Origin of the sequence: Nostoc sp. CHAB 5836, assembly GCF_020829445.1 — a bacterium.
GTDB lineage: Bacteria > Cyanobacteriota > Cyanobacteriia > Cyanobacteriales > Nostocaceae > Nostoc.
This window is the reverse complement of sequence record NZ_JAIVFV010000350.1, coordinates 1-2,920: the sequence shown is the minus strand read 5'-3', so window position 1 is coordinate 2,920 and position 2,920 is coordinate 1. Positions and strand designations below refer to the sequence as shown.

The 2,920-nt window shown below is 39.3% G+C and carries 2 protein-coding genes and 1 pseudogene; all 3 read left to right on the top strand.

Annotation, left to right across the window (positions count from 1 at the left end):
* Positions 1-79: 79 nt before the first annotated feature.
* Positions 80-439 (top strand): type II toxin-antitoxin system VapC family toxin, encoded by a 360-nt coding sequence (locus LC605_RS32235; RefSeq protein WP_229551436.1) that lies wholly within the window; start codon positions 80-82, stop codon positions 437-439.
* Positions 440-883: 444 nt separating this feature from the next.
* Positions 884-2,200 carry an urea ABC transporter substrate-binding protein gene (gene urtA, locus LC605_RS32230; RefSeq protein WP_229551435.1) on the top strand — a complete coding sequence of 439 codons (1,317 nt, stop codon included), beginning with the start codon at positions 884-886 and terminating at the stop codon, positions 2,198-2,200.
* Positions 2,201-2,622: 422 nt separating this feature from the next.
* Positions 2,623-2,877, top strand: a pseudogene (locus LC605_RS32225) (branched-chain amino acid ABC transporter permease); the annotation flags it as partial.
* Positions 2,878-2,920 lie beyond the last annotated feature (43 nt).

The following is a 2,920-nucleotide window of genomic DNA, read 5'->3' as shown; positions in this document are numbered from 1 at the left end:
AGTAAATGAATGCTCAATCAACTCTCAGGTGCGGTGACGCGTAAGGTCACCGCCACTTTGTTGTACGCGATCGCATAAATTGAGGGGTGACAAGCACGCATCAGTCGATAACCCGCAACTTGGGTTAATAGAAACAGCCAATCAGGTGGGAATTTCGCCAGTATCCTGTTATGAAGTAGCTTTCGCCCAACAAAGAGGACGTTTATTCTTACCTTGTCCTTTAGAACAATGGTTTCAAGAAGCCTTATCGCCTTCAGGAATATCGCTTTTACCCTTGACTCCTGCGATCGCCTCTTGTGCTGTTAATTTATCACCCATTCATCGAGATCCTTTTGACAGAATTATTATCGCCACAGCCATTGAATATCAAGCCAGATTAGCCAGCATTGATGGGTTTTTCTGTCAATATCCAGAACTGGCAACTTTGTTAATGATGTAGAATGCGTAAGTAGAGGGACGCAAATAAAGCTAACTGGCTAAAGCTGTCATTTGTCATTTGTCATTTGTCCTTCTTCATTTATAAGGGTTTAAGGCATATTTACGTTTCGTAATATAGCTTGGTTTATTCTTGCCGACTTACTTAGTGCGATCTCTAAGATATCCGCAAAGTGCGATCGCCTGATATTTTAAGTCCGTTGGTGTGAAAAAAACCAAGTATGTTACGAAACGTAAATAAGCTTCAAACCCTTACTAATGACCAATGACCAATGACCAATGACAAACTTTAATATTAAAAAGTTTGTTTTTTATTACGAAAACAAACTTTTTTGTATAATGAATAACTTTTTTCTTGTAAACTATGGCACTAATATCAAAATTTAAAGATTGATATTGTCAGCTTTCTGTAAGTTAGCTGAATCATCAAAAGGAAAATTCATAAAAAATGAGAAGACAATTTAACCGACGCAAGTTTTTAATCTACGGTTCTTTAACTTTCGGAAGCAGCTTTTTTTTGAAAGCTTGCGCGAATAATTCCCCAATCGCTACAGAGACTCCAGCAGTGCTTCCTACTGCTTCCCCAGCTGCGGCTACTGCTGGTACTACAATCAAAGTAGGTATTTTGCACTCTCTGAGTGGTACGATGGCGATTAGTGAAAAAAGCGTTGTCGATGCTGAAAAATTAGCCATCAAAGAAATTAACGCAGCTGGCGGTGTCTTAGGTAAACAAATTGAAGCAGTTACCGAAGATGGTGCTTCTAACTGGGATACTTTTAGAGAAAAGGCAACCAAGCTAATTGATCAAGATAAAGTCACTGTAGTTTTTGGTTGTTGGACTTCTGCTAGCCGCAAGAATGTTAAGCCAGTATTTGAGAGCAAAAATCATCTGCTCTGGTATCCTGTGCAATATGAAGGTCAAGAGTGTTCTAAAAATATTTTTTACACTGGCGCTGCACCAAATCAACAAATTGAACCATCTGTTGATTGGCTGTTAAAAAATAAAGGTAAAGAATTCTTCTTAGTTGGCTCTGACTACGTTTTTCCCCGCACTGCTAATACCATCATTAAAGCTCAATTAGAAGCTTTAGGTGGAAAAACAGTTGGCGAAGATTATTTACCTCTTGGTAACACAGAAGTTACACCAATTATCACTAAAATTAAGCAAAATTTGCCCAATGGTGGCGTGATTTATAACACCCTAAATGGTGATAGCAACGTTGCTTTCTTCAAACAATTGAAAGGGGCTGGATTGACACCAGAAAAGTATCCTTCTATGTCTGTAAGTATTGCTGAGGAAGAAGTCAAAGCAATTGGTGTAGAGTATCTCAAAGGTCACTATGCAGCTTGGAACTATTTCCAAACAGTAGACACACCTGCCAATAAAAAGTTTGTTGCAGCTTTCAAGAAAGAGTATGGTGAAAGTCGGGTAACAAATGACCCAATGGAAGCAGCATACATTGCAGTTTATTTATGGAAGCAAGCAGTAGAAAAAGCTGGGACTACAGACATAGCCAAAGTGACTGCTGCGGCTTATGGTCAAACTCTAGATGCACCTGAAGGTAAAGTAACAATGGATGCCAATCATCACATATCTAAAGTTGTACGGATTGGTCAAGTTAAGCAAGATGGATTGTTTGATATTGTCTATGCTACTCCGACAGCAGTTGAGCCAGTTCCTTGGAATCAATTTGTAAAAGAAACGAAGGGATTTGCTTGTGATTGGAGTGACCCTGCTAAGGGTGGTAAGTACAAAAAAGTGTAAATATAGCGGTTATCAATTGCATGGAATACACACCTAACCCCCAGCCCCAACCTTTGTAGCGTTGGGGAGTAAGACTCAAAGCTTCTCTCCTTTTAGGAGAGAGGTCAGAGTGTATTGCATCCAAACGAAAAGTGCTATAATTCGTGATTCATAATACCTCGACTTACCTCGGCACAAGTTCGGAATTCGTAATTAATTAACGATTGAAATAAGTAGGGTGTGTTACGGCTTTAGCCTAACGCACCATCTTAGTACAGATGCAGCATAAAATCGTGGCGAATTGAGGGTTTAAATTTAAACGCAAAGGGGCGCAAAGGGAAGCGCAAAGGAACGCAAAGAGAATTCGCTAGGAATTAATGTGCGCCGAACACGCCCTACGGTAATTCTAAAAATGAGAAGCTGATATTATATAAGGGAAAAAAGTGTTAACAGGTTTCTTAGAAGCTGTATTTAATGGTATTAGTATTGGCGCTGTATTATTAATTGCCGCGTTGGGACTAGCCATTATATTTGGATTGATGGGTGTCATCAATATGGCACATGGTGAATTGATGATGTTCGGTGCTTATACAACATTTGTTGTGCAAAATGCTTGTAAGCAATTGGGTGGAGTGTGGTTTGAAGTCTATATATTTTTGGCTTTGATTATTGCTTTTATATTCACGGCTGCTGTGGGATGATTGTTAGAAAGACGCGTAATTCGTTATCTCTATGTAGGAC

Excerpts from the sequence above, each read along its gene's own strand:
- urtA (WP_229551435.1), top strand. The coding sequence starts at position 884 with ATGAGAAGACAATTTAACCGACGCAAGTTTTTAATCTACGGTTCTTTA.